Below are 24,301 nucleotides of genomic sequence, written 5' to 3' on the forward strand. Positions count from 1 at the left end.
GCCAGTGCGCGCTCGCCGATGCGCCGGGCCGCTTACAATGCAAGGCGACGGGCCTCCCCGCATGGTGAAGCAGCCAATCGGGTCAGGTGGGGAACCAAGCAGCCCCAACTGTGGAGCCAGTGCCGGGGGTAAGGCTCGTCACCCGTTTCCCCTTTAGACAGACGTAAAAAAAGCCCCGCAAGCGGGGCTTTTTGAATGGCACTGCAAGTGCTCAGTTGGCGCGGGTACCGACCACTTCGATCTCGACGCGGCGGTTCTTGGCGCGACCTTCCTTGGTCTTGTTGGAGGCGATGGGCTGGGTTTCGCCCTTGCCTTCGGTGTAGATGCGGTTCTTTTCGATGCCCTTGGACACCAGGTAAGCCTTGACGGACTCGGCGCGGCGCACCGACAGCTTCTGGTTGTAGGCGTTGGTGCCGATCGAGTCGGTGTGGCCGACGGCGACCACGACTTCGAGGTTGATGCCCTTGATCTTGGAGACCAGATCGTCGAGCTTGGCCTTGCCTTCGGGCTTCAGCACGGACTTGTCGAAGTCGAAGAAGGCGTCGGCGCCGTAGGTGACCTTGCTGGCCACGGCGGGTGCGGGTGCGGGGGCGGGTGCCGGAGCAGCGGCGGGCGCGGGTGCGGCGGCGGGTGCCGGAGCAGCCGCGGTCTTTTGCAGGGCGCCATCGCAGCCTTCGGCGGCGGTGGCGGGCGTCCAGGACGCGTCGCGCCAGCACAGTTCGTTGGTGCCGTTCTTCCAGACCAGCTCGCCCGTGCCATTCACCCAGTTGTCGATGGTTTTGCCGCCATCGGCCGCTTTTACCTGGGCAGTGGCCGAAGCAGCCAGCACGGCAGAGGCCAACAGCACTGCCACTTGGTTCAGTTTTTTCATGGTTCTCCTCTTGGGAAATTTAAAAACCGCAGCCGCGCTGCGAAAACAAGACGTCGTCAGTGAACCGCACTAAAAACGTTGATCAGATTGTGCCACAGGCGCTACCAATAGTGTGGCAATCGGTGCGCGCCGGCGGTGCATGCCACCCTGATGGGAGCCAAGCTGTTGCCATATGGCAACAAACCCTTGCACCTAAAATGGCCCTTCTTTCCCGTGTCCGGATCGTACGAAATGCCTGAGTTCGCCAAGGAAACCCTGCCCATCGGCCTGGAAGAGGAGATGCGCCGCAGCTACCTCGATTACGCGATGAGCGTGATCGTCGGACGCGCCCTGCCCGATGCGCGCGATGGCTTGAAGCCGGTGCACCGGCGCGTCCTCTATGCGATGCATGAGCTCAACAACGACTGGAACCGCCCCTACAAGAAGTCGGCGCGCATCGTCGGCGACGTGATCGGCAAGTACCACCCCCACGGCGACAGCGCGGTGTACGACACCATCGTGCGCATGGCGCAGGATTTTTCCCTGCGCCACATGCTGGTGGACGGCCAGGGCAACTTCGGCAGCGTGGACGGCGACAACGCCGCAGCCATGCGCTACACCGAGATTCGCCTTTCGAAAATCGCCCATGAAATGCTGGCCGACATCGACAAGGAAACCGTCGATTACGGCCCGAATTACGACGGCAGCGAGAAAGAGCCGCTGGTATTGCCCGCGCGCCTGCCCAATCTGCTGGTCAATGGCAGCGCCGGCATTGCGGTGGGCATGGCCACCAATATCGCGCCGCACAATCTGAATGAAGTCGTTGACGCTTGTTTGCATTTGCTGCGCAGCCCGGACGCCACGGTCGATGATTTGATGGAAATCGTGCCGGCGCCCGACTTTCCCACGGCCGGCATCATCTACGGCATCCAGGGCGTCAAGGACGGCTACCGCACCGGCCGCGGGCGCGTGGTGATGCGCGCCAAGGTGCACTTCGAGGACATCGACCGCGGCCAGCGCCAGGCGATCATCGTCGACGAGCTGCCCTACCAGGTGAACAAGAAGACGCTGCAGGAGCGCATGGCCGAGCTGGTGCACGAGAAGAAGCTCGAGGGCATCAGCCACATCCAGGACGAGTCGGACAAGTCCGGCATGCGCCTGGTGATCGAGCTCAAGCGCGGCGAAGTGCCCGAGGTGGTGCTCAACAACCTGTACAAGCAGACGCAGCTGCAGGACACCTTCGGCATGAACATGGTGGCGCTGGTGGACGGCCAGCCCAAGCTGTGCAACCTGAAGGACTTGATCGAGGTCTTCATCGGCCACCGCCGCGAGGTGGTGACGCGGCGCACGGTGTTCGAGCTGCGCCGCGCGCGCGAGCGCGGCCACGTGCTCGAAGGCCTGGCGGTGGCGCTGGCCAACATCGACGAATTCATCCGCATCATTCGCGAGTCGCCCACGCCGCCCGTGGCCAGGGCCGAGCTGATGAACCGCTCCTGGGACAGCGCACTGGTGCGCGAGATGCTCACGCGCACGCGGGCGGACGGCGCGGTGGTGAGCGCCGACGACTACCGCCCCGAGGGGCTGGAGCGCCACTACGGCCTGCAGGCGGACGGCCTGTACCGGCTGTCGGAAACACAGGCGCAGGAAATCCTGCAGATGCGCCTGCAGCGCCTCACCGGGCTGGAGCAGGACAAGATCGTCGCCGAGTACAAGGACATCATGGCGGTGATCGAGGACCTGCTGGACATCCTCGCCAGGCCCGAGCGCGTTTCCACCATCATCGGCGAAGAGCTCACCGCGCTGAAGAACGAGTTCGGCCAGACCAGGCTGGGCGCGCGCCGCTCCACCATCGAGTACAGCGCGCAAGACCTCTCCACCGAAGACCTGATCACGCCCACCGACATGGTGGTCACGCTCAGCCACACCGGCTACATCAAGAGCCAGCCACTGTCCGAATACCGCGCACAAAAGCGCGGCGGGCGCGGCAAGCAGGCCACCGCCACCAAGGAAGACGACTGGATCGACCAGCTCTTCATCGCCAACACGCACGACTGGATCCTGTGCTTTTCCAACCGTGGACGGCTGTACTGGCTCAAGGTCTGGGAGGTGCCCGCCGGTTCGCGCAACTCACGCGGACGCCCCATCGTCAACATGTTCCCGCTGCAGGACGGCGAGAAGATCAACGTGGTGCTGCCGCTCACCGGCGAGATGCGCCACTTCCCCGCGGACCACTACGTCTTCATGGCCACGAGCATGGGCACGGTGAAGAAGACCGCGCTGTCCGAATTTTCCAACCCGCGCAAGGTCGGCATCATCGCCGTCGGCCTGGACGAGGGCGACTACCTGATCGGCGCGGCGCTGACCGATGGCCAGCACGACGTGATGCTGTTCAGCGACGGCGGCAAGGCGGTGCGCTTTGACGAGAACGACGTGCGCCCCATGGGGCGCAACGCCCGCGGCGTGCGCGGCATGGCGCTGGAAGACGGCCAGAGCGTGATCGCCATGCTGGTGGCCGAAGACGAATCGCAGAGCGTGCTCACCGCCACCGAAAACGGCTACGGCAAACGCACCAACATCACCGAATACACGCGCCACGGCCGCGGCACCAAGGGCATGATCGCGATCCAGCAGAGCGAGCGCAACGGCCGCGTGGTCGCCGCCACGCTGGTGCATGTCGACGACGAGATCATGCTGATCACCGACACCGGCGTGCTGGTGCGCACGCGCGTGGCCGAGATCCGCGAGCTCGGCCGCGCCACGCAAGGCGTGACGCTGATCAATCTGGATGAGGGCGCACGCCTGTCGGGCCTGCAGCGCATCGTGGAAAACGACGCGGGCGATGAGGCCGCCGACGATATTTCCTGATTTGATAGCTGCCAGCGCTTGCTGGCAAAGCGTTTGAGCCATATTTTATTCAAATGAATCGCCCCTACAATTTTTCCGCCGGCCCGGCCGCCATCCCCGAGGAAGTCCTGCAAACCGCTGCCGCCGAGATGCTCGACTGGCATGGCAGCGGCATGAGCGTGATGGAGATGAGCCACCGCGGCAAGGAATTCATCGCGATCTGCGAGCAGGCCGAGACCGATCTGCGCGAGCTGCTGGCCATTCCCGGTGAATTCAAAGTCCTGTTCATGCAGGGCGGCGGCGTGGCCGAGAACGCCATCGTGCCGTTGAACCTCTCGCGCGCGGGCACGGTGGACTTCGTCCTCACCGGCAGCTGGAGCCAGAAGTCGCGCAAGGAGGCGCTCAAGTACGCGGCCGAGGTGCACGTCGCCGCCAGCGCCGAGGCTTCGGGCTTCACCACCGTACCCGACCCCGCAAGCTGGCAGCTCTCGCGCGGCGCGAGCTATGTGCACATCTGCAGCAACGAGACCATCCACGGCGTCGAATTCCATGAGCTGCCCGACCTCAAGAGTCTGGGCAGCGACGCGCCGCTGGTGGTGGATTTTTCCTCGCACGTGGCCTCGCGCACCGTCGACTGGAGCCGTGTCGGCCTGGCCTTTGGCGGCGCGCAGAAGAACCTGGGCCCCGCGGGCGTGACCCTGGTCGTGGTGCGCGAAGACCTGATCGGTCACGCCCTGCCGATCTGCCCCAGCGCCTTCGACTACAAGAACGTGGCCGAGGCCGACTCGCGCTACAACACGCCGCCCACCTGGGGGATCTACGTCGCCGGGCTCACCTTCCAGTGGCTCAAGCGCCAGCGCGAGGGGCAGCTTGCCGGCATCGCCGCCGTCGAGGCGCGCAACACGGCGAAGGCGCGGCTGCTCTACGACTTCATCGACGCCTCGGGCTTTTACCTGAACAAGGTCGCGCCCCACTGCCGCTCACGCATGAACGTTCCCTTTCTGCTGGCCGACGACGCGCTGAACGAGGCCTTTCTCGCCGGCGCCCGGGAGCGCGGCCTGCTGCAGCTCAAGGGCCACAAGTCCGTCGGCGGCATGCGCGCGAGCATCTACAACGCCATGCCGACTGCCGGCGTGCAGGCGCTGGTCGACTACATGGCGGCGTTCGAGCGCGAGCGCGCATGATCCGCTGCCCGGCACGCCGGCCGCGCCACGCGCGAGGCAGCGGCACGGCAACCACCACCCACGACGAGGCCCATGTCTGAACCCCGGTCATCCCCAATCCTGGCGCAACTGCGCCAGCAGATCGACGAGATCGATCGCCAGCTGCTCGTCCAGCTCAACCAACGCGCGCGCCTGGCCGAACAGGTGGGCGAGGTCAAGAAGCGCGAAGGCAGCCCGCTGTTTCGCCCCGACCGCGTGGCGCAGGTCATAGATAGCGTGCAGGCGGCCAACCCGGGGCCGCTCAAGAGCCAGCACGTGGCGGCCATCTGGCGCGAGCTGATGTCCGCCTGCCTGGCGCTGGAAGCCCCGCAGCGCGTGGCGCTGCTGGGCCCGGAAGGCACCTTCTGCGAACAGGCTGCCGTCGAATATTTCGGCAGCAGCGCCGACTTCGTCTACTGTGGCAACTTCGACGAGGTGTTCCACGCGGTGGCGGCGGGCACGGCGGAATTCGGCGTGGTGGGCATGGAAAACTCCAGCGAAGGTGCGGTGACGCGCTCGCTCGACATGTTCCTGCGTACGCCCTGCCACATCATCGGCGAGATCAGCCTGCTGGTGCGCCACCACCTGCTGCGCGCGACCGAGGGCCTGGACGGGATAGAAGCGGTGCTGGCCCACCCGCAGGCGCTGGCCCAGTGCCAGGGCTGGCTGTCGCGCCACCTGCCGCATGCCGAACGCCGGCCGGTCTCGAGCAACGCCGAGGGCGCGCGCCTGGCGGCGACCAACCCGGCCTGGGCCGGCATCTCCAGCGAGCGCTCGGCCCAGAAGTACGGCCTGCACGTGCTGGCCCACGCGATCCAGGACGACGCGCACAACCGCACCCGTTTCGCCGTCATCTGCCTGCCTCAGACCATGCCCACGCCCCAGCCCAGCGCTCGCGACTGCACCAGCATGGTGGTTTCGGTGCCCAACCGCCCGGGCGCGGTGCACGACCTGCTGGTGCCGCTCAAGCAGCATGCGGTGTCCATGACCCGCATCGAGTCGCGCCCCGCGCGCAACGGCCAGTGGGACTATTATTTTTATATCGACATCGAAGGGCATCCGGCCGAGCCGCACGTGGCGGCGGCGCTCGCCGAGCTGGGGCGGCTGTGCGCCTTCTACAAGGTGCTGGGCACCTACCCCGTCGCGCAATAAGGGCAATGCATGTTTGAACAACTCGGACTCATCGGCTGCGGTCTGATGGGCGGCTCCTTCGCACTGGCCATGAAGCGCGCCGGCCTGGTCAAGCGCGTGGTCGGCTACAGCAAGTCGCCCACCACCACCGAACGCGCCCAGCAGCTGGGCGTGATCGACGCGCAGGCGCCGTCGGCGCTGATGGCCGTCTCCAACTCCGACCTGGTGCTGCTCGCCGTGCCGGTGGCCGCCACCGAAGCCTCGCTCAAGGCGGTGCGCCACCTCATCACGCCCAACATGCTGGTGATGGACGTGGGCTCGACCAAATCCGACGTGGTGGCCGCCGCTCAGCGCACCCTGCGCGAACACATCAGCAACTTCGTGCCCGCCCACCCCATCACCGGTCGCGAGGTCTCTGGCGTGGAACACGCCGAAGCCGAGCTCTACAGCGGCCGGCAGATCATCCTGACCCCCACCGACGCGACCGATCTGAACCAGCTCGAACGCGCCGAAGCGCTGTGGAAGGCGCTGGGCTGCCGCGTCAAGCGCATGAGCCCGCAGGCGCACGATTCGGCCTTTGCCGCGGTCAGCCACCTGCCGCACCTTCTCGCCTTCGCGATGATGCAAAGCATCTCCATGCAGCCCGAGGCGGACGACTACCTCTCTCTGGCCGGCCCGGGCTTTCGCGACTTCACCCGCATCGCCGCAAGCGACCCCAAGATGTGGCGCGACGTACTGCGCTCCAACCACGAGGAGATCCTCGGCCAGGCCGCGCTCTTTCGTGAAGCCCTGCGGGAACTGGAGCAGGCCATGCAGGCAGACAATGACCAGCCGCTGGAAAACCTGATTACCGCGGCCAGCACCCTGCGCGCCAAATGGCGCATGGGCGCGCAGCGGCGCAGCTCGGGCGGCTGATGGATTACCCCGCTTTCCTGGACATTCCCGCGCTGCAGGGTGTGGCGGGCCGCGTGCGCCTGCCCGGCTCCAAGAGCATCTCCAACCGCGTGCTGCTGCTGGCCGCGCTGAGCGAGGGCAGTACCGAGATCCGCGGCCTGCTGCACAGCGACGACACCCGCGTCATGCTCGACGCGCTGCGCCGGCTCGGCTGCACCGTGCAAACGCCCGATGCCGACCGCCTGTGCCTGGGCGGCCTGGGCGCGAGCCCGCCGCCGCCGCACACCGGCGCGCCCGTCAAGCTCTTTCTGGGCAATGCCGGCACCGCCATGCGCCCGCTGGCCGCGGCGCTGGCCCTGCGCGGCGGGCACTATGAGCTGTCCGGCGTGGCGCGCATGCACGAACGCCCCATAGGCGACCTGGTGCAGGCGCTGCAGCAACTGGGCTGCGCCATCGAATACCTCGGCACGCCGGGCTTTCCACCGCTGCGCATCCGCCAGGATGCGGCCGCGCCGCTGGCGCTCGATCGGGCGATTCGCGTGCGCGGCGACGTGTCCAGCCAGTTCCTGACCGCCCTGCTCATGGCCCTGCCCCAGCGTGCGCAGCAGCGCGAGCTCAGCATCGAAGTGGTCGGCGAGCTCATCTCCAAGCCCTACATCGACATCACGCTGGCGCTGCTCGAACGCTTCGGCATAGCGCTGCGGCGCGATGGCTACCGGCGCTTCACCATCCTCGCAGGCAGCCGCTACCACTCGCCCGGGGTACTGCAGGTGGAGGCAGATGCCTCATCGGCTAGCTATTTCATAGCTGCTGGCGCAATAGCAGCAAGCGATACAGGCCAAAAAGGCTTGAAAATCGAAGGCGTGGGGCTCACCTCCATCCAGGGCGACATCCGCTTCATCGATGCGGCCCGCGCCATGGGTGCGAAGATCACCGGCGATGCCCACAGCCTGCAGGTGCGCCGCGGGCGCTGGCCGCTCAAGGCCATCTCGCTGGACTGCAACCACATTCCCGACGCCGCCATGACCCTGGCCGCGATGGCGCTGTATGCCGAAGGCACGACCGAACTCACCAACATCGCCAGCTGGCGCGTGAAGGAGACCGACCGCATCGCCGCCATGGCGGCCGAGCTCGGCCGGCTGGGCGCACACTGCGAAGCGGGCGAAGACTACCTGCGCATCACGCCCCCCGGCGACGCCGCGCACTGGCGCGCGGCGAGCATCCGCACCTACGACGACCACCGCATGGCGATGTGCCTGTCGCTCGCGGCTTTCAACCCGGCCGGGCTGCCGCTGCGCATCCTGGAGCCGGGCTGCGTGGCCAAGACCTTTCCGGGTTATTTCGATGCGCTGCTGGGCGTGGCGCAGACGGCGGCCGAGCGCATCCCGGTGATCTGCATCGACGGCCCCACGGCTTCGGGCAAGGGCACGCTCGCCGCCGCGGTCGCCGCGCGCCTGGGCTACCACCTGCTCGATTCGGGGGCGCTGTATCGGCTCACCGCGCTGTCGGCGGCGCAGCACGGCGTCGGCCCGCAGGCGGCGAACGAGGCGGTGCTGGCAGAGCTGGCTGCAAGCCTGCCGGTGCGCTTTGACGCCACCCGCGTGTGGCTTGCCGGCCAGGACGTGAGCGAGGCGATACGCACCGAGCAGATCGGCATGCAGGCCTCGCAGGTGTCGCAACTGCCGCTGGTGCGCTCCGCCCTGGTCGCGCTGCAGCACGGTTTTCGGCGCCTGCCCGGGCTGGTGGCCGACGGGCGCGACATGGGCACGGTGATCTTCCCGCAGGCGCCGCTCAAGATCTACCTCACCGCCAGCGCCCAGTGCCGTGCCGAGCGGCGCCACAAGCAATTGATTTCCAAGGGAATTTCAACTACAATCGCCGACCTTCGGGCAGACCTTGAGGCACGCGACGCGCGCGACATGCAGCGCCAGAGCGCGCCCCTCAAACCGGCCGAAGACGCCTTGCTGCTGGACAGCTCCGAGCTCACGATCGATGAAACCGTGGACCGGGTGCTCGGCTGGTGGCAGGCACGCCAGCCCTTTGCGCACTGAAACACCACGCAAGGCGGCTGGCAAACGCCCGGCAGGCTCCCTCCTCGCGCGCACTGCGCAACGGCCCGCCGGTGGTTCAACCCTCAACCCGCGGAACACATCCCTCCCGCACTAGCCCTCGCACACAACCCGCATAGGCACCGCAATCGTGCGGTCCACGGCAACCCTGTGCTGCGATCAAGGAAACCCATGTCTGAATCTTTTGCCGAGCTGTTCGAAGAGTCCCAGAAACGCACCGAAATGCGTCCGGGCGAAGTCATCACTGCCGAAGTCGTCGCCGTCGAGCACAACTTCGTCGTCGTGAATGCCGGCCTCAAGTCCGAAGCCTACGTACCGATCGACGAGTTCAAGAACGACCAGGGCGAAATCGAGGTCCAGGTCGGCGACTTCGTCTCGGTGGCCATAGGCTCGATCGAAAACGGCTACGGCGACACCATCCTGAGCCGTGACACCGCCAAGCGCCTCGCATCCTGGCTGTCGCTGGAAAAGGCGCTCGAATCGGGCGAATTCGTCACCGGCACCACCAGCGGGCGCGTCAAGGGCGGCCTCACCGTCATGGTCAACGGCATCCGCGCCTTCCTGCCCGGCTCGCTGGTCGACACCCGCCCGGTCAAGGACCTGACCCCGTTCGAGAACAAGACCCTGGAATTCAAGGTCATCAAGCTCGACCGCAAGCGCAACAACGTGGTGCTCTCGCGCCGCGCCGTCGTGGAAGCCAGCATGGGCGAAGAGCGCGAGAAGCTGCTCGCCACGCTCAAGGAAGGCGCCATCGTGCAGGGCGTGGTCAAGAACATCACCGAATACGGTGCCTTCGTCGACCTGGGCGGCATCGACGGTCTGCTGCACATCACCGACATGGCCTGGCGTCGCGTGCGCCACCCCTCCGAGGTGGTGCAGGCCGGCCAGGAAATCACCGCCAAGGTGCTCAAGTTCGACCCGGAAAAGCAGCGCGTCTCGCTGGGCTTGAAGCAGCTCGGCGACGACCCCTGGATGGGCGTCTCGCGCCGCTATCCGTCGGGCACGCGCCTCTTTGGCAAGGTCACCAACATCGCCGACTACGGCGCCTTCGTCGAGCTCGAGCCCGGCATCGAAGGTCTGGTGCACGTCTCCGAAATGGACTGGACCAACAAGAACGTGGCCCCGTCCAAGGTGGTCTCGCTGGGCGACGAGGTCGAGGTCATGGTGCTGGACATCGACGAGGACAAGCGCCGCATCAGCCTGGGCATGAAGCAGTGCAAGGCCAACCCCTGGCAGGAATTCGCGCAGAACGTCAACCGCGGCGACCGCGTCACCGGCCCGATCAAGTCGATCACCGACTTCGGCGTGTTCGTCGGCCTGCCCTCGGGCATCGACGGCCTGGTGCACCTGTCCGACCTGTCCTGGAACGAGCCGGGCGAGTCGGCCGTGCGCAACTACAAGAAGGGCCAGGAAGTGGAGGCCGTGGTGCTGGCGGTGGACGTCGAGCGCGAGCGCATCTCGCTGGGCATCAAGCAGCTCGACGCCGATTCCTTCACCACCTTCGTGTCGGTCAACGACAAGGGCTCCAGCGTGACCGGCAAGGTCAAGAGCGTGGACGCGCGCGGTGCGGAAATCGATCTCGGCCAGGACATCGTCGGCCATCTGCGCGCCTCCGAGATCTCGCGTGACCGCGTGGAAGACGCGCGCAACGTGCTCAAGGAAGGCGACGAAGTGACCGCCGTGGTGGTGAACGTGGATCGCAAGAGCCGCACCATCCACCTGTCGATCCGCGCCAAGGACCAGGCCGACCAGCAGGAAGCCATGGCCAGCCTGAGCCAGACCTCGGGCAACGCCGGCACCACCAGCCTGGGCGCGCTGCTGCGTGCCAAGCTGGACCATACGGAAGAGAAGTAAGCCAAGGCACGCGCCGGACGCGCCGTCGATATCCGACGACCGCGCCCGGCGCCCGCCCGCAGGCGCTTGCAGACCCGCCCATGACCCGCCCATGACCCGCCCATGACCCGCCCATGACCCGCTCAGACCTCGTCCAGGAACTGGCTGCCCGCTTCGGCCAGTTCACCCAGCGCGACACGGAATCGGCCGTCAAGAACATTCTTGACGCCATCGCCGACGCCCTGGTGCGGGGCCATCGCATAGAAATACGCGGCTTTGGCAGCTTTTCGGTCAACCACCGCCGGCCACGCACCGGGCGCAACCCGCGCACCGGCGAAGCCGTGCAGGTGCCAAGCAAGCGCGTCGCGCACTTCAAACCGGGCAAGGCGCTGCGCACCGCCGTGGTTGCCAGCCTGGCCGAGCCCGACACTGCCACGGCCGGCGGAGCGACACACCCGGGCGACCAATGAACCTGGCGGGCTTCCCATTACGCGGCAGGCAAGGCCCTCATCCCGCCATGCGACACCGTAGAATCGGTGCGCATTGTTGGGAAGCTTCATGAAATATTTCGCATGGCTGCTCAAGGCAGCCATTTTTTTTACCCTGTTCGCCTTCGCGCTGAACAACCAGCAGGACGTCACCGTGCATTTCTTCTTCGGCACGCAGTGGACCACCTCGCTGGTGCTGGTGGTGCTTGCGGCATTCACGCTCGGCGTGGCCGTGGGCGTGCTCGGCATGGTGCCGCACTGGTGGCGCCACCGCAGCGCCGTGCGCCAGCAGCGCAGCCAGGCCGTCCCCGCACCCACCGAGCCGAGCGTCGATGGAATTTGACTCAAGCTGGTTGCTACTAGGCCTGCCGCTGGCCTTCGTCCTGGGCTGGCTCGCATCGCGCCTGGACCTGCGCCAGTCGCGCGCCGACAGCAGGCGCGCTCCCAAGGCCTACTTCAAGGGTCTGAACTACCTGCTCAATGAACAGCAAGACCAGGCCATAGACGCCTTCATCGAGGCGGTGCAGAACGACCCGGACACCACCGAGCTGCACTTCGCCCTGGGCAACCTCTTTCGCCGCCGCGGCGAATACAACCGGGCCGTGCGCGTGCACGAGCATCTGCTCTCGCGCGACGACATCAGCCGCGGTGACCGCGAGCGCGCGCAGCACGGTCTGGCGCTGGACTACCTCAGGGCGGGCTTGCTGGACCGCGCGGAGGACGCGCTGCGACGCCTTGAAGGCACGCCGTTTGAAACCCAGGCCAGGCTGGCCCTGCTCATCATTTACGAGCGTTCGCACGACTGGCAGCAGGCCAGCGCCATAGCCCGGCGCATGCAGGACGCCCACCAGGGCGACTTCAGCGTGCGCCAGGCACACTATCTGTGCGAGCAGGCCGCCGGCCGCATCGCGCGCGCCGACCACGAAGCCGCTCTTGAGCTGCTCACCCAGGCCGTGGCGGTTGCGCCCAACGCACCGCGGGCGCGGCTGGAACTTGCGCGCCTGCAGTTGCAGCAAGGCGCGCCCACCACAGCCTTGGCAACGCTGCGCGAGCTTGCCAGCACCGCCCCTGCCGCCCTGCCGCTCGCGGCCACTCTGGTGGTGGAAGCCGCACAGGCCTGCGGCGAACAGCAGAGCGCGCGGGCGATGCTGCAGGCGCACTACCAGGCACAGGCATCACTCGATGTGCTCGACGCCATCATCGCGCTGTCTGTGGCAGATGCCGGCGGTGCCGGGCCTGCGCAGGCGCAGGACTGGTATGCCGACTACCTGGAGCGCGAGCCTTCGCTCGTGGTGGCGGGCAAGTGGCTCGCGCACGAAACGCTCAGCCACGAGGAGCGCCATCCGGCGATCCAGCGCGCGCTGGATCTGGCGGCCAAGCCCCTGCTGCGCTACCGCTGCGCAGCCTGCGGCTTCGAAGCCTTGCAGCATTTCTGGCAATGCCCGGGCTGCCAGAGCTGGGACAGCTATCCGCCGCGGCGCGTCGAAGAACTCTAGCGCAGCCCTTCCAGTACCGCCCTCCTAGAATCCGGCACCAATGTCTTTGTGGCTCCTGCTCGTTCTGCCGTTTGCCGCCAGCGTGCTGGCGGCGCTGCTGCCGGCGAATGCACGCAACCTGGAATCCACCCTGGCCGCGGTCGTGGCGCTGTGGTGCACGCTGCAAAGCGCCCTGCTGTTCCCCGAAATTGCCGCCGGCCAGGTGCTGCAGGCCGAGCTCGTCTGGATGCCGCAGCTGGGCCTGAACCCGAGCGTGCGGCTGGACGGCTTCGCCTGGATGTTCTGCATGCTGGTCTTCGGCATAGGCACGCTGGTCGTGCTCTATGCGCGCTACTACATGTCGCCCTCGGACCCGGTGCCACGCTTCTTTTCCTTTCTGCTTGCCTTCATGGGTGCGATGGCAGGCGTGGTGGTGTCGGGCAACACCATACAACTGGCTTTTTTCTGGGAGCTGACCAGCCTGTTTTCGTTTCTGCTGATTGGCTACTGGCACCACCGGCGCGACGCGCGGCGCGGCGCGCGCATGGCGCTCACCGTGACGGCGGCAGGGGGGCTGGCGCTGCTGGGCGCCATGTTGATGCTGGGCCACATTGTCGGCAGCTATTCGCTCGACGCGACGCTCGCAGCCGGCGAGCAGGTCCGCACGCATGCGCTGTATCCGGCGGTCCTCGCACTGGTGCTGCTGGCCGCCTTCACCAAAAGCGCGCAATTTCCCTTCCACTTCTGGCTGCCCAACGCGATGGCCGCGCCGACGCCGGTGTCCAGCTACCTGCATTCGGCGACCATGGTCAAGGCGGGCGTGTTCCTGCTGGCGCGCCTGTGGCCAGTGCTCGGGGGTACCGAGCCATGGTTGTGGTGGGTCGGCGGCATAGGCGTTGCCACGCTGCTGCTGGGCGGCTTCATCGCCATGTTCCAGCGTGACCTCAAGGGCGTGCTCGCCTATTCGACCATCTCCCATCTGGGCCTGATCACCCTGCTGCTCGGGCTGAACAGCGAACTGGCCACGGTGGCGGCGGTGTTTCACATCATGAACCACGCCACCTTCAAGGCTTCGCTGTTCATGGCGGCCGGCATCGTCGACCATGAAAGCGGTACACGGGACATGCAGCGGCTCTCGGGGCTGCGCCATGCCATGCCGATCACCGCCACGCTGGCGACGGTGGCGAGCGCCGCCATGGCCGGGGTCCCTCTGCTCAACGGTTTCCTGTCCAAGGAGATGTTTTTTTCGGAGACGGTGTTTCTCGACGCCTCGCCGCTGGTGGCAATTTCGCTGCCGGTGGCGGCCACCGTCGCGGGCATGTTCAGTGTCGCCTATTCACTGCGCCTGACGGTCTCGGTGTTCTTCGGCCCTCTTGCCAGCGACCTGCCACGACAGCCTCACGAGCCCCGGCGCTGGATGCGCGTGCCGGTGGAACTGCTGGTCGCCATCTGCCTGCTGGTCGGCATGTTTCCGCAATGGGCCATAGGGCCAATACTCGCCACCGCCGCACAGCCCGTCGTCGGCGGGCACCTGCCCGCCTACAGCCTTTCGCTCTGGCACGGCCCGAACGCGGCGCTGACCATGAGCGCGATAGCCATGGCCGGCGGCATCTTTCTCTACTGGGGCCTGCTGCGCAGCCACACGCAGCGCCACACCCGCCTCTGGCAGGATCGTCTCGACGCGAGCCGGGTCTTCCACGCCCTGTTGACACTGGCTACCCACGGGGCACGCAGCGCCCGGCGGATGCTGAGCACCCGGCGCCTGCAATGGCAGATGCGCTGGCTGGTAGTCACGTCTTTCCTGGCCGCAGCCCTTCCGCTGTGGTCCGCGCGCACGCACTGGGGTGAGCGGGCGCTGCTGCCGCCCTCATTCACGCTCACCGTGCTGTGGCTGGTGGGCGGCGCCTGCGCGATCGCCGCGGCATGGCAGGCCAAGTTCCACCGCCTGGCGGCACTGATCCTGGTCGGCGGCACGGGCTTGTGCGTGAGCCTGACCTTCCTGTGGTTTTCCGCGCCGGATTTGGCGCTCACCCAGTTTGCGGTGGAATTCGTCACCACCGTGCTGATACTGCTGGGCCTGCGCTGGCTGCCGCGGCGCGACGAAACCCTGCGCGCGGCGCGCGCCGAACAACTGCGCACGCGCGCACGGCGCGTGAGCGACGGCTTCATCGCCAGCATCTGCGGGCTGGGCATGGCGTGGCTTGCCTATGCGCTGATGAGCCGTGATTTCACCCACGGCACGGCGACCTATTTTCTGGAGCAGGCCCTGCCCCAGGGCGGGGGCAGCAACGTGGTCAACGTGATGCTGGTGGACTTTCGCGGTTTTGACACTTTCGGCGAAATCGTCGTGCTTGGCATCGTCGCCTGCACCGTGTATGCGCTGCTGCGCCGCTTCCGGCCCGCGCGCGAGACCATGGACCTGCCGCCCCAGCAGCGGCTGCTGCCGGCCGACCTGCAGACCGATCTGCTCAATCCGCGCCATGCCAGCGACACCGCCGTCGGCTATCTGATGGTGCCGGCGGTACTGGCGCGCCTGCTGCTGCCGTTTTCGGCGCTGATCGCCGTCCATCTCTTCCTGCGCGGCCACGACCAACCGGGCGGAGGCTTCGTTGCCGGCCTGGTGCTCTCGCTGGGCCTGATCGTGCAGTACCTGGTGTCCGGCGCGGCGTGGGTCGAGGCCCATGTACGCGTCCTGCCCGAGCGCTGGATGGCGGCGGGCCTGCTGTGCGCATTGTTCACCGGCCTCGGCGCCCTCTACTTCGGCTACCCCTTTCTCACCAGCCACATGCTGCAGTTGCAGCTGCCGTGGCTGGGCGAACTGCACCTGGCGAGCGCGCTGTTCTTCGACATCGGCGTGGCCCTGCTGGTGGTAGGCGCGACGCTGCTGATACTGACGGCCATCGCCCACCAGTCGGTGCGCAGCCACCGCTTCCATGCCCATTTGCTGGCCGAGCGACAGCCTGCCGCAGCGCAAGGAGGACAGGGCTGATGGAAGTGGTACTGGCGCTGGCCATAGGGGTGCTTGCCGGCTGCGGCGTCTGGCTGACGCTGCGTCCGCGCACCTTCCAGGTCATCATGGGGCTGACGCTGCTGTCTTATGCGGTCAACCTGTTCATCTTCGCATCGGCGCGCCTGGGGCTGGTGGTCAACAAGGCGCCGGTGCTCGACCCGGCCAAGCCGCTGGACCTGCTGCACTACGCCGATCCGCTGCCCCAGGCCTTGGTGCTCACTGCCATCGTCATCGGCTTCGCCATGACGGCACTGTTCCTGGTGGTGCTGCTGGCGCTGCGCGGCATGAGCGGGACCGACCATGTCGATGGCGCCGAACCCGAACGGCGCCGGGGTGGTACCAGGCGATGAACCCCGCCCTGCAAGCCATCGCGGCGCTGATGCCGCACCTGATACTGGTGCCCATCGCCCTGCCCCTGTTTACTGCAGCCCTGTTGCTCGTGCTGCGCGAGGAGCGCGAGCGGCTCAAGCTGGCGATCAATCTGGGCTCGACCATGCTGGGGTTTCTGGTTTCTGTGGCCCTGCTGGCATGGACGGCGGGCGCAGAGACCCAGACCGTCGGCGTCTACCTGCCGGGGAACTGGCCGGCGCCGTTTGGCATCACGCTGGCGCTGGACCGGCTGGCGGCGCTGATGCTGCTCACGGCCAATACGGTGGCGCTCGCGTCCATCCTTTTTGCCAGTGCACGCTGGCACCGTGCCGGCGTGCTCTACCACACGCTGTTCCAGTTCCAGCTCATGGGGCTGGCGGGCGCCTTCCTGACGGCAGACCTGTTCAACCTGTTCGTGTTCTTCGAGATCCTGCTGGCCGCCTCCTACGGGCTGCTGCTGCATGGGTCGGGGCAGGCGCGGGTGCAATCGGGGCTGCATTACATCGCCATCAACCTGGCTGCATCGACTCTGTTTCTCATTGGCGCCGCACTGCTCTACGGCATCACCGGAACGCTCAACATGGCCGACATTGCCCGCGCCATGAGCGACGTGCCACAGGCGCACCGCGGCTTGCTCAATGCCGGGGCAGCGACGCTGGCCATGGCCTTTCTGATCAAGGCGGGGGTGTGGCCGCTGAACTTCTGGCTGGTGCCGGCTTACGCCGCCGCGGCCGCGCCCGTGGGCGCGCTCTTCGCGGTGCTCACCAAGGTGGGCGTGTACGCCCTGCTCAGGCTCTGGCCGCTGTGGTTCGGCGAGGCCGCAGGCTTGTCCGGGCAGTGGGGCGGCGCCTATCTGTACGGCGCCGGCATGGCCACCATGGCCTTCGGGGCTCTGGGCATGCTGGCTTCGCAGCGCCTGAATTACCTCGCCGGCCATGCGGCCATACTGTCCTCGGGCACGCTGCTGGCGGCCATGGGCCTGGGACAGGCAGACGTGACGAGCGGGCTGATTTACTACCTGCCAGGCTCCACCCTGGCTGGCGCCAGCCTGTTCCTGCTGTCCGACCTGATCAAGCGCTGGCGCAACGATGGCGCCAGCATCGCACCCTACGAGCGCGACGATACGCCCTTCCTCACGCCCGAACTGCTGCCCAGCGAGACCTTCAATCTCGACGATGAGCAGCAGATCCTGGTGGGCCGTGTGATCCAGGCGGCCACCGCTTTCCTGGGCCTTGCTTTCCTGCTGATCACGCTGGTGATCACGGGCCTGCCGCCGCTGTCGGGCTTCATCGGCAAGTTCGCCATGCTGACGGCCGCACTCGGGAGTGCTGCGGCGACACCCAAGGCCTGGTGGCTGCTGGCGCTGATGCTCCTCACCGGCTTCATGGCCCTGCTCGCGATGACGCGCGTGGGCATACGCCATTTCTGGGCCGCCCACGACCGTCGGGCGCCACAGCTGCGCATGCTCGAAGGGCTGCCGATCGCCGGGCTGCTGGCGGCCTGCGTCGCGCTGGTGGTGCAAGCCGCTGCAGTCATGCACTACACCAGCCAGGCCGCGCGCGCGCTGCATGCGCCCGTGCAGTACATCGAAGAAATTCTTGCGACCCCGCCGCGGGAGGCGCCCGGGCGATGAAGCGGCTGTTGCCTGCTCCCCTCGTGAGCGTCGGCCTGGCACTCGCCTGGTGGTTGCTCAATCCCGATGGCGGTCGCGGCCAGCTCGTGCTGGCGCTGCTGCTCGCGATCGGACTGCCGCTGCTGCTGCAGGGACTGCGGCCGCAGCGGGTGCGCGTGCGCCATCCGCTGACGGTGCTGCGGCTGTGCCTCAGGGTGATGCTGGACACCACGCGCTCGAACATCGCGGTGCTGCGCTACCTGCTGCAGCCCTCGCGGCGCCCGCATCCGGCGGGCTTCGTGCATATTCCTCTGCAGGTGCGCGACCCGAATGCGCTGGCGGTGCTGGCGATGATCGTCTGCATCACCCCGGGCACGGTGTGGGCGGAGTTGTCGCTGGACCGCTCGCTGCTGATGCTGCACGTGCTCGAGGTGGCAGACGCCCAGGCCGTCGCTGCCCATGTGCAGCGCTGCTACGAAGCCCCGCTGATGGAGATTTTCGAGTCATGAACGCAAACATTCTGCCCTGGGCATTGCCGCTGGCCATGGGCATGCTGGCACTGGCCATGGCGCTGTGCCTGATGCGCATACTGCGCAGACCCACGGCGCAGGACCGCATCCTGGCGCTGGACGCGATGTACCTCAACGCCATGCTGCTGGTGCTGGTGCTGTGCATCTACTGGGGCAGTACGGTGTACTTCGAGGCGGCCCTGCTCATCGCGGTGCTGGGCTTTGCCGCGAGCACGGCGCTGGCCAAATTCCTGCTGCGCGGCGAGGTCATCGAATGAGCGCGATGCCGCTGTGGCTGGACCTGCTGGTCTCGCTGCTGGTCGTGGCGGGCGCGGCCATCGCCCTGATCGCGTCCATGGGCCTGCTCACGCTGCCCAGCTTCTTCACCCGCACCCACCCGCCAGCCATGATTGCCACGCTGGCGTGCTGGTGCATCCTGCACGCCGCATTTGCCTACTTCTGGTGGGCCACAGGCAGTGCACCGCTGCGGCTGTATCTGATTGCATTCTTCGTCGCCATCACGGTGCCGATCACCAGTGTCTTCCTGCTGCGCGCGGCGCTGTTCCGCGCACGCCGCGCCGGAGCCGACGTGCCGCCGAATCTGAGCGGCCATGCGCGCGCACTGCCGCCGCAGGCCGGCGCGTCAGGTCAAGAGCAGCACGCGGCGCGCGACTGAGGGCGCCGAGCGTGGCCCCGGTCGAGAGTCACGACAACATGGGCACACCCGGAATGGGCGTGCGGCGCGCACGCGTCACGCTGCTGGCGCGCATCGGCGCCAGATCGGCAAGCGTCACCTCGTCGAGCACCGCCAGATAGCTGCGCGTGGCGCGCTCGAGCACACCTCTGAGGTTGCAGTTGTTGCTAATGCGGCAACTGCTGTGGTCGCGGCTGAAGCATTCGACCATGTCGAAGCCGGTTTCGGTGGCGCGCACGACGAAGCCGACGGAGATGTCCGCAGGCGGGCGCATCAGCCGCATGCCGCCGCCGCGCCCGCGCGTGGTGTCCAGCACGCCGATGGCCGCCAGCTGGCGCACGATCTTGGTCAGATGGCTGCGCGAGATGTCGTGCGCCTGCGCGATTTCGCTGATGGTGACCGGCTTTTCACGGTCCTCGAAGGCTGCGCAATACATGAGCACGCGCAGCGCGTAGTCGGTCCACTGGGTCAGATGCATGCACTCGTCCGCACATAAAGTGTCATTTGAGATGCATTTTATCGACTGCGCCCGTCTGCCCGGGCGCTGTCCTGTCAATAGTGCGGTGGAATCTCATCGTGCGGGTCGGGCTGCTGCGCCGGCGCCGCGCCGTCGCGCAACTGCTGGCGCAGGTGCGCCAGCTGCTGGCGCAGCCGCTCGATTTCCTGCGCCTGGCGGTAGACGCTCAGATTCAGCTGCTCGAGCAGGTCCTCGGCCCACACGGCCTTGAGCTCCAGGGCCTGCAGCCGGTCTTGCTCCCTGGACATGGCGCGCTCAGGCGTCCAGCGCACGGCCCAGGCGCGCGACGCCTTCGCGGATCCTTGCCTCATCGGCGGTGGCAAACGACAGCCGCAGCGTCGCCGGATCCGGATGGGCGCAGTAGAAAGGCGCGCCGGGCACGAAGGCCACGCCCTGCTCGATCGCCTTGCGGGCAAACGCACTGCCGTCGGCCAGCTTGCCGCCGGCACCGGTCAGGCGTGCCCAGATGAACAGGCCGCCATGCGGCTGCACGAAGTCGATGGCCCCGCCCAGCTCCGCGCGCAGGGCCTCGCCCATGGTGCGGGCGCGCTGCGCATAAACAGCGCGCACGCGCTCCAGCGTCGCCGGCATGCGCCCGGCCCTGAGGTATTGCGCGGCCGTCGCCTGCGCAAAGGTGCTGGTGTGCGCATCGCTGAACTGTTTGCACATCGTGGCCTTGGCCAGCAGCGCGGGCGGGGCAATCATCCAGCCCACGCGCAGGCCCGGCGAGAGCACCTTGCTCAAGGAGCCGCAATGCACCAGCAATTCGCGGCTGCCCGGCACCTGGGCCGACAGCGCCAGCAGGCTCGCGGGCGGCGGGGCGTCAAAGTACAGCGCGCCGTAGGGGTCGTCCTCGACGATCAGCGTCTGGTGCTCGACCGCAAGCTCCAGGATGCGCTTGCGCCGCTGCAGGCTCAGCGTCGCGCCACTGGGGTTGCCGAAGGTCGGAATCAGGTAGACGAGGCGCGGCCGGTGTTCGGCAATCAGTTGCTCCAGGCGATCGACCTGCACGCCGTCGGCGTCGATGGGAGCGCTGACAAGCTCGGCGCCGTAAAGGCGAAAGCACTGGATGGTTGCAAGAAAAGTGGGGCCTTCGACGATCACCTTGTCGCCTGGATCGATCAGCGTCTTGCCCACCAGGTCCAGCGCCTGCTGGCTGCCGGTGGTGACGATCAGGTCTTCGGGCTGGATGCCCTGTGCACCCCGCAGCGCCATGTAGCCGGCCAGCTGTTCGCGCAGCGCCGGGTAGCCCTCGGTGGCGCCATACTGCAGGGCGCTGCCGGGCTCCTCGCTCAGCGCCCGCTGCGTGGCTTCGCGGATGCCTTCAACGTCGAACATCGCACTGTCCGGAAAGCCGCCGGCAAAGCTGATGATGCCGGGCTTGCCCAGCAGCTTGAAGAGTTCGCGGATGGCGGAGGTTTCCACCTGGTCGAGGCGGCTGGCGAAGGAAATCGGCATCAAGGTGTCTCGTGGTTGTTGGAACAAGAAAACGGCGATTGTCGCCAATCGCGCGCCGGGCCGTGCGCGGCGACAATCGCGGCCATGAACCAGGCATCGATACAGGCATTCTTTGCCACGCTCAAGGCGGCCAACCCCCACCCCGTGACCGAGCTGCAATACACCAACGTGTTCGAGCTGCTGGCCGCCGTGCTGCTGTCGGCGCAGGCGACCGACGTGGGCGTGAACAAGGCCACGCGCCGGCTCTTTCCGGTGGCCAACACGCCGGCGGCCATCGTGGCGCTGGGCCTGCCGAGGCTTGAAGACTACCTGCGCACCATAGGGCTGTATCGCACCAAGGCGAAGAATTTGATGCAGACCTGCCAGCTCCTGCTCGAGCGCCATGGCGGGCGGGTGCCGCGCACGCGCGAAGCCCTGGAGGCGCTGCCGGGCGTGGGGCGCAAGACGGCCAACGTGGTGCTCAACGTGGCCTTCGGCGAGCCCACGATGGCGGTGGACACGCACATCTTTCGCGTCAGCAACCGCACCGGCCTCGCGCCCGGCAAGACGCCCCTGGCCGTGGAGCTCAAGCTGCTCAGCCGCGTGCCGCCCGAATACCTGCCCGACGCGCACCATTGGCTGATCCTGCATGGCCGCTACGTCTGCCAGGCCCGCTTGCCGCGCTGCTGGGAATGCAGCGTCGCGCCTTGGTGCGACTACCGGCCCAAGAGCATCGCGCCACAGGCGCGGGCGAATCAGACGACAAGCTGATCCTCGGCCATGTAGCGCACCAGCCAGTCCTCGAAGTTCAGCGTGTCGGCCTCTTCCATGGCGCGCTGGCGCACGAAGGAATCGCTCGCCAGCTGGCAATAGTGCTGCTCCTGCGCCCGCGTCCAGGGGCTGGAGAGCAGCATCTGGCGCGCGGTCAGCGAACGCGTGGTAGCAAAGGCGATGTAGTCGTTGTCGTGCAGACCGGTGATTTCGGCCAGCACGCGCGCCGAGGGCGTCGCTTCGGGACGCTGCAGCAGCGCACGCGCCTCATTCAGCGCCAGGCCGTATTCGGCGGTGTCCAGCAGCGCGTCCAGGCGATCGGCGATCGGCACGCACTCGTCTAGCACCTGCGCGGCCCAGTCCACCAGCATGGGCTGTTCCTGTCCGCGGCTCAGGCGCAGGCCGGGTTCGCGCCCGCGTTCGGCCGTCAGATGCTGGTTGTGCTTGAGGGCGCTGATTTCCTCGGGCGTATCGGGCGGGCTGTCCGAGAGCAGGCAGTGCAGCAGGAACACGTCCAGCACGCGCATGGCCTGCATGCTGATGCCGGTGGGCACCAGCGGGTTGATGTCCATCAGGCGCACTTCCACGTACTCGACGCCGCGCTCACGCAGCGCATGCAGCGGACGTTCGCCGCTGCGCACCGTGCGCTTGGCGCGTATCGTGCCGTAGAACTCGTTCTCGATCTGCAGCAGGCTGGTGCCCAGCTGGTTGTAGTCGCCCCCGAGGCTGCGCACGCCCATGGCCTCATAGGCCGGATAGGGCTGGGTCAGCGCGTCGTAGAGCGACGCGGCAAAGCCCTGCAGGCCGTTGTAGCTCACCGCCAGACTCGCCTGGGCATCGCTCTGGTAGCCCAGGCGCCCCATGCGCAGCGAGGTCGCATGCGGCAGGCCCATGCCCCGCCTGCCGTCGCCCAGCGGCTGCAGGCCGTGCTCGCGCCCGCGCACGAAGCAGGGCGCAAGCGCGGGCGATGCGCCAAACAGGTACAGCAGCACGAAGGAATGGCGGCGGAAGTTGCGGATCAGGCCGAAATACTCATCCGTGCCCACACCCGGCAGCGACCAGTTGTAGTGGATGCCCGCAATGGTCTGCATGCGCCGACCGTAGCGATGGCCCAGGCCCATGCGGTAGACGCTCTTGGCGCGCCCGATGTTGGATGAGCCATAGCGCCCCAGCGGGATGGTCTCGTCGGGCGGCAGGCGACACGGCATGCTGGCGTTCCAGAGGATTTCGGGCTCAACCTGGCGCGCCAGCACCTGCTCCACCGCCTGGTGCAGCTCGGCCAGCTCGGCGGCGCAGTCCTGCACGCTCGCATGGGGCCGGGTGATGAGTTCCAGCAGCGATTCGCTGTAGTCCGTGGTGATGCTCGGGTGCGTGAGCGCCGCACCCAGCGCGCCCGGGTGCGGCGTGAGCGCCAGCTGGCCGCTGGGCAGCACGCGCAGACCTTCTTTTTCTATGCCCCGGCGCATGCCGCGCAGGCGCTCGGCGCCCAGCGCCGCAATGCGCGCTTGCAATGTGCTCATGGTTTGGTGCATGCCGGTTTCAGGAAGGTGCGAAACTTAGCACGCCAGGCCAGGGCGCGAGGCCGCGGGTGGCAATCACCTGCAGGCACCCCCGGTCTTCAGCGCACGCCCGCGCCAGCCTTGCCCAGTTCGTGCATTGCCTGGGCCTGGCCGCTGTCCGGCACCTGCTGACCCTCGGGCGCCAGCACGGCCTGCAAGCGCTGGGCCAGTGCCTCGGGCACCTGCGCGCCGGTGCCGAGGTGGATGCCCTGGGTGAGCGTGATGTGCGCGGCCTCGAAGCTGCCGGCGCCGGCACACAGAATGGTGCGCGTGGGCGCACTCTCATGCACCAGCACCAGCATCGCGGGCACGACGGCGGCAGGCGCCAGCTGCTGCAGCGCGCCCTCGGTCATCAGACCCTCGGTCATGCGCGTGGCAGCCGTCGGCGCCAGGGCGTTGACGCGGATGCCGTACTTCGCGCCTTCGATGCCCAGGGTCTGCATCAGACCGACCTGCGCGAGCTTGGCCGCGCCGTAGTTGGCCTGCCCGAAGTTGCCGTACAGCCCGGTCGACGAGGTGGTCATGAGGATGCGCCCGTACTGCTGCGCCTGCATCAGCGGCCACACCGCCTTGCAGCAGTGCGCTGCGCCCATGAGATGCACGTCGACAACCAGGCGGAAGTCTTCCATCGACATCTTCGCAAACGACTTGTCGCGCAGGATGCCGGCGTTGTTCACCAATATGTCCACCCTGCCCCAGGCGTCGGCGGCCTGTTGCACCATGGCCTGCACCGCGGCGAAGTCCGTGACCGAGGCGCCATTGACCATGGCCTCGCCACCGGCCGCGCGGATCTGCTCGACCACCTGCTGCGCCGCCGACACCGAATGGCCACTGCCATCGACCGCCGCCCCGAGATCGTTGACCAGCACCTTGGCGCCGCGCGCCGCCAGCGCCAGCGCATGCTCGCGCCCCAGGCCGCCGCCGGCGCCCGTTACGATGGCCACCCGTCCCGTGAAATCCAGACCCATGATGCACGCCTCCTTCATCAAGTTGTACGCATTGCGATCGGCGCAATGTAAGCCAGCACCGGCACGCCG

The 24,301-nt window shown here is 67.3% G+C and carries 22 protein-coding genes and 1 other RNA gene; 17 read left to right on the top strand and 6 right to left on the bottom strand.

The genetic code is table 11. The features are described 5' to 3' along the window. Positions 1 to 46 precede the first annotated feature (46 nt). An RNA gene (gene ffs, locus FOZ74_RS00175) (signal recognition particle sRNA small type) lies at positions 47 to 143 on the top strand. A gap of 68 nt (positions 144 to 211) precedes the next feature. Here the strand turns inward: ffs and ompA are convergent. After that, positions 212 to 871, bottom strand: a complete 660-nt coding sequence (ompA, locus tag FOZ74_RS00180; protein ID WP_146911110.1) for an outer membrane protein OmpA — start codon at positions 869 to 871, stop codon at positions 212 to 214. Positions 872 to 1,102: 231 nt separating this feature from the next. On the opposite strand from ompA, the gene gyrA reads away from it, so the two are divergent. The 15 genes from gyrA (at position 1,103) to FOZ74_RS00255 (ending at position 18,962) form a co-directional block, all read left to right on the top strand. Then, the gene (gene gyrA, locus FOZ74_RS00185; protein ID WP_146911111.1) at positions 1,103 to 3,715 is read left to right on the top strand and encodes a DNA gyrase subunit A; all 2,613 of its coding nucleotides are present in this window, start codon (positions 1,103 to 1,105) and stop codon (positions 3,713 to 3,715) included. A 53-nt stretch (positions 3,716 to 3,768) separates the two neighbouring features. After that, complete coding sequence (serC, locus tag FOZ74_RS00190; RefSeq protein ID WP_146911112.1) at positions 3,769 to 4,878, top strand: 3-phosphoserine/phosphohydroxythreonine transaminase; 1,110 nt, start codon at positions 3,769 to 3,771, stop codon at positions 4,876 to 4,878. 72 nt (positions 4,879 to 4,950) lie between these two features. Then, a complete protein-coding gene (gene pheA, locus FOZ74_RS00195; protein WP_146911113.1) occupies positions 4,951 to 6,048 on the top strand; it encodes a prephenate dehydratase in 1,098 nt (365 codons plus the stop codon). A gap of 9 nt (positions 6,049 to 6,057) precedes the next feature. Further along, entirely contained in the window at positions 6,058 to 6,942 is an 885-nt protein-coding gene (locus tag FOZ74_RS00200) for a prephenate dehydrogenase (RefSeq protein WP_146911114.1), read from the top strand. Beyond that, positions 6,942 to 8,972, top strand: a complete 2,031-nt coding sequence (locus FOZ74_RS00205) for a bifunctional 3-phosphoshikimate 1-carboxyvinyltransferase/cytidylate kinase (protein WP_146911115.1) — start codon at positions 6,942 to 6,944, stop codon at positions 8,970 to 8,972. The genes FOZ74_RS00200 and FOZ74_RS00205 overlap by 1 nt, the downstream gene beginning before the upstream one ends. Positions 8,973 to 9,161: 189 nt before the next feature. After that, on the top strand, positions 9,162 to 10,844 hold the full coding sequence (rpsA, locus tag FOZ74_RS00210; RefSeq protein WP_146911116.1) for a 30S ribosomal protein S1: 1,683 nt from the start codon (positions 9,162 to 9,164) through the stop codon (positions 10,842 to 10,844). Positions 10,845 to 10,957: 113 nt separating this feature from the next. After that, the gene (locus FOZ74_RS00215; protein ID WP_146911117.1) at positions 10,958 to 11,293 is read left to right on the top strand and encodes an integration host factor subunit beta; all 336 of its coding nucleotides are present in this window, start codon (positions 10,958 to 10,960) and stop codon (positions 11,291 to 11,293) included. A gap of 88 nt (positions 11,294 to 11,381) precedes the next feature. Beyond that, positions 11,382 to 11,654: a LapA family protein gene (locus FOZ74_RS00220; protein WP_146911118.1), complete on the top strand. Its 273-nt coding sequence runs from the start codon at positions 11,382 to 11,384 to the stop codon at positions 11,652 to 11,654. After that, positions 11,644 to 12,807, top strand: a complete 1,164-nt coding sequence (gene lapB, locus FOZ74_RS00225; protein ID WP_146911119.1) for a lipopolysaccharide assembly protein LapB — start codon at positions 11,644 to 11,646, stop codon at positions 12,805 to 12,807. Before FOZ74_RS00220 ends, lapB begins: the two co-directional genes overlap by 11 nt. A gap of 40 nt (positions 12,808 to 12,847) precedes the next feature. After that, complete coding sequence (locus FOZ74_RS00230; RefSeq protein ID WP_146911120.1) at positions 12,848 to 15,775, top strand: monovalent cation/H+ antiporter subunit A; 2,928 nt, start codon at positions 12,848 to 12,850, stop codon at positions 15,773 to 15,775. Continuing rightward, entirely contained in the window at positions 15,775 to 16,146 is a 372-nt protein-coding gene (locus FOZ74_RS00235; protein ID WP_146911121.1) for a Na+/H+ antiporter subunit C, read from the top strand. The genes FOZ74_RS00230 and FOZ74_RS00235 overlap by 1 nt, the downstream gene beginning before the upstream one ends. Next, entirely contained in the window at positions 16,143 to 17,798 is a 1,656-nt protein-coding gene (locus tag FOZ74_RS00240) for a monovalent cation/H+ antiporter subunit D (protein ID WP_146911122.1), read from the top strand. The genes FOZ74_RS00235 and FOZ74_RS00240 overlap by 4 nt, the downstream gene beginning before the upstream one ends. After that, a complete protein-coding gene (locus tag FOZ74_RS00245) occupies positions 17,795 to 18,286 on the top strand; it encodes a Na+/H+ antiporter subunit E (protein ID WP_146911123.1) in 492 nt (163 codons plus the stop codon). Before FOZ74_RS00240 ends, FOZ74_RS00245 begins: the two co-directional genes overlap by 4 nt. Next, positions 18,283 to 18,564: a K+/H+ antiporter subunit F gene (locus tag FOZ74_RS00250; RefSeq protein ID WP_146911124.1), complete on the top strand. Its 282-nt coding sequence runs from the start codon at positions 18,283 to 18,285 to the stop codon at positions 18,562 to 18,564. The genes FOZ74_RS00245 and FOZ74_RS00250 overlap by 4 nt, the downstream gene beginning before the upstream one ends. Next, entirely contained in the window at positions 18,561 to 18,962 is a 402-nt protein-coding gene (locus FOZ74_RS00255; RefSeq protein ID WP_146911125.1) for a cation:proton antiporter, read from the top strand. Before FOZ74_RS00250 ends, FOZ74_RS00255 begins: the two co-directional genes overlap by 4 nt. Positions 18,963 to 18,990: 28 nt before the next feature. Here the strand turns inward: FOZ74_RS00255 and FOZ74_RS00260 are convergent, their stop codons facing one another. From FOZ74_RS00260 to FOZ74_RS00270, 3 genes are all read right to left on the bottom strand, one after another. Then, entirely contained in the window at positions 18,991 to 19,458 is a 468-nt protein-coding gene (locus FOZ74_RS00260; protein WP_146911126.1) for an RrF2 family transcriptional regulator, read from the bottom strand. 74 nt (positions 19,459 to 19,532) lie between these two features. Beyond that, a complete protein-coding gene (locus tag FOZ74_RS00265; protein ID WP_146911127.1) occupies positions 19,533 to 19,745 on the bottom strand; it encodes a SlyX family protein in 213 nt (70 codons plus the stop codon). A gap of 7 nt (positions 19,746 to 19,752) precedes the next feature. Next, positions 19,753 to 20,949 (bottom strand): aminotransferase-like domain-containing protein, encoded by a 1,197-nt coding sequence (locus tag FOZ74_RS00270; protein WP_186764676.1) that lies wholly within the window; start codon positions 20,947 to 20,949, stop codon positions 19,753 to 19,755. 90 nt (positions 20,950 to 21,039) lie between these two features. Between FOZ74_RS00270 and nth the strand changes: the two genes are divergently transcribed. Next, positions 21,040 to 21,705 carry an endonuclease III gene (gene nth / locus FOZ74_RS00275; protein WP_146911129.1) on the top strand — a complete coding sequence of 222 codons (666 nt, stop codon included), beginning with the start codon at positions 21,040 to 21,042 and terminating at the stop codon, positions 21,703 to 21,705. Here the strand turns inward: nth and gshA are convergent. Beyond that, positions 21,690 to 23,225, bottom strand: coding sequence for a glutamate--cysteine ligase (gene gshA, locus FOZ74_RS00280; protein WP_146911130.1), 1,536 nt, complete (start codon positions 23,223 to 23,225; stop codon positions 21,690 to 21,692). The two genes, nth and gshA, sit on opposite strands and share 16 nt — an antisense overlap. A gap of 98 nt (positions 23,226 to 23,323) precedes the next feature. Then, a complete protein-coding gene (locus tag FOZ74_RS00285) occupies positions 23,324 to 24,232 on the bottom strand; it encodes an SDR family NAD(P)-dependent oxidoreductase (RefSeq protein WP_146911131.1) in 909 nt (302 codons plus the stop codon). Positions 24,233 to 24,301 lie beyond the last annotated feature (69 nt).

Origin of the sequence: Comamonas flocculans (assembly GCF_007954405.1) — a bacterium.
In the GTDB taxonomy this organism is placed as follows: domain Bacteria; phylum Pseudomonadota; class Gammaproteobacteria; order Burkholderiales; family Burkholderiaceae_C; genus Comamonas_C; species Comamonas_C flocculans.

Coding starts and splice junctions, on each gene's coding strand:
- serC (WP_146911112.1), top strand. CDS start 3,769: ATGAATCGCCCCTACAATTTTTCCGCCGGCCCGGCCGCCATCCCCGAG.
- rpsA (WP_146911116.1), top strand. CDS start 9,162: ATGTCTGAATCTTTTGCCGAGCTGTTCGAAGAGTCCCAGAAACGCACC.
- FOZ74_RS00255 (WP_146911125.1), top strand. CDS start 18,561: ATGAGCGCGATGCCGCTGTGGCTGGACCTGCTGGTCTCGCTGCTGGTC.
- FOZ74_RS00250 (WP_146911124.1), top strand. CDS start 18,283: ATGAACGCAAACATTCTGCCCTGGGCATTGCCGCTGGCCATGGGCATG.
- FOZ74_RS00230 (WP_146911120.1), top strand. CDS start 12,848: ATGTCTTTGTGGCTCCTGCTCGTTCTGCCGTTTGCCGCCAGCGTGCTG.
- gshA (WP_146911130.1), bottom strand. CDS start 23,225: ATGAGCACATTGCAAGCGCGCATTGCGGCGCTGGGCGCCGAGCGCCTG.
- gyrA (WP_146911111.1), top strand. CDS start 1,103: ATGCCTGAGTTCGCCAAGGAAACCCTGCCCATCGGCCTGGAAGAGGAG.
- pheA (WP_146911113.1), top strand. CDS start 4,951: ATGTCTGAACCCCGGTCATCCCCAATCCTGGCGCAACTGCGCCAGCAG.
- FOZ74_RS00200 (WP_146911114.1), top strand. CDS start 6,058: ATGTTTGAACAACTCGGACTCATCGGCTGCGGTCTGATGGGCGGCTCC.
- FOZ74_RS00215 (WP_146911117.1), top strand. CDS start 10,958: ATGACCCGCTCAGACCTCGTCCAGGAACTGGCTGCCCGCTTCGGCCAG.
- FOZ74_RS00285 (WP_146911131.1), bottom strand. CDS start 24,232: ATGGGTCTGGATTTCACGGGACGGGTGGCCATCGTAACGGGCGCCGGC.
- FOZ74_RS00265 (WP_146911127.1), bottom strand. CDS start 19,745: ATGTCCAGGGAGCAAGACCGGCTGCAGGCCCTGGAGCTCAAGGCCGTG.
- nth (WP_146911129.1), top strand. CDS start 21,040: ATGAACCAGGCATCGATACAGGCATTCTTTGCCACGCTCAAGGCGGCC.
- FOZ74_RS00235 (WP_146911121.1), top strand. CDS start 15,775: ATGGAAGTGGTACTGGCGCTGGCCATAGGGGTGCTTGCCGGCTGCGGC.
- ompA (WP_146911110.1), bottom strand. CDS start 871: ATGAAAAAACTGAACCAAGTGGCAGTGCTGTTGGCCTCTGCCGTGCTG.
- FOZ74_RS00260 (WP_146911126.1), bottom strand. CDS start 19,458: ATGCATCTGACCCAGTGGACCGACTACGCGCTGCGCGTGCTCATGTAT.
- FOZ74_RS00205 (WP_146911115.1), top strand. CDS start 6,942: ATGGATTACCCCGCTTTCCTGGACATTCCCGCGCTGCAGGGTGTGGCG.
- lapB (WP_146911119.1), top strand. CDS start 11,644: ATGGAATTTGACTCAAGCTGGTTGCTACTAGGCCTGCCGCTGGCCTTC.
- FOZ74_RS00240 (WP_146911122.1), top strand. CDS start 16,143: ATGAACCCCGCCCTGCAAGCCATCGCGGCGCTGATGCCGCACCTGATA.
- FOZ74_RS00245 (WP_146911123.1), top strand. CDS start 17,795: ATGAAGCGGCTGTTGCCTGCTCCCCTCGTGAGCGTCGGCCTGGCACTC.
- FOZ74_RS00220 (WP_146911118.1), top strand. CDS start 11,382: ATGAAATATTTCGCATGGCTGCTCAAGGCAGCCATTTTTTTTACCCTG.